At 65.8% G+C, this 711-nt stretch carries 1 protein-coding gene and 1 pseudogene; one reads left to right on the top strand and one right to left on the bottom strand.

What is annotated here, in order from left to right; all coding sequences use genetic code 11:
• A pseudogene (locus CCN37_RS41270) lies at nt 1-352 on the bottom strand (helix-turn-helix domain-containing protein); the annotation flags it as partial.
• A 53-nt stretch (nt 353-405) separates the two neighbouring features.
• Between CCN37_RS41270 and CCN37_RS41265 the strand changes: the two are divergent.
• Nucleotides 406-549 (top strand): hypothetical protein, encoded by a 144-nt coding sequence (locus tag CCN37_RS41265; protein WP_210408432.1) that lies wholly within the window; start codon nt 406-408, stop codon nt 547-549.
• Nucleotides 550-711 lie beyond the last annotated feature (162 nt).

Below are 711 nucleotides of genomic sequence, written 5' to 3'. Positions count from 1 at the left end.
TGACGGCGAAGACGTACAGGCGCGCCCCCGTCAGAGTGCGGACTTCGAACAGATCGCAGGCGAGAAGAGCCTTGGTCTGGCTGCGGAGAAAGTCGGCCCAGGTGGTGCTCTGCCGTGCGGGTGCGGGCGGGACGCCATGCTCGCGGAGGATCTCCCAGACCGTGGAGGCGGCGACCCTGATCCCCAGCGCCGCGAGTTCGCCGTGGATCCGGCGATATCCCCACGAGGCATTCTCGCTGGCCAGGCGCAGGATCAGGGCGCGGATCGACCGGGTGGTACGTGGGCGTCCGCGTCGCTTGGGTACGCAGGTCGTTGCATGGCGTCGCCTGAGCAGGTTGCGATGCCAGCGCAAGCTGTGCCGGGGCGGACCAGCAGCAGAAGGTGTCGCAGTCTGTCTTTGGGGAGGTGGTGGAGCAGACCGGCGAGGATGGCGTGGTCGCTGTCGGTGAGGGTCGGTTTGCCGGCCTGGCGCTGGAGGACGAGCAGTTGGTGCCGGAGTACGAGGATCTCGATGTCCTTGTCTCTGTCGCTCATCGGCAGGAGGCGTAGGAAGGCAAGGGCGTTGCCGGAGATCCGCGATCAGTCTCCCGACCTGCGTGGATGATTTACCGGCACCCGCAATCCTCGTAACGGATTGATGCCGTTGGAACTTTGCGCGTACGATGCGCGCTGACCGAGCTCCGTACTGTCATGCTCTGGACGGTACGGACC

Source organism: Allokutzneria sp. NRRL B-24872 (assembly GCF_002155965.1).
Classification (GTDB): domain Bacteria; phylum Actinomycetota; class Actinomycetes; order Mycobacteriales; family Pseudonocardiaceae; genus Allokutzneria.
Note: the sequence above shows the minus strand (reverse complement) of the source record. Positions and strands in the feature narration are given on the sequence as shown.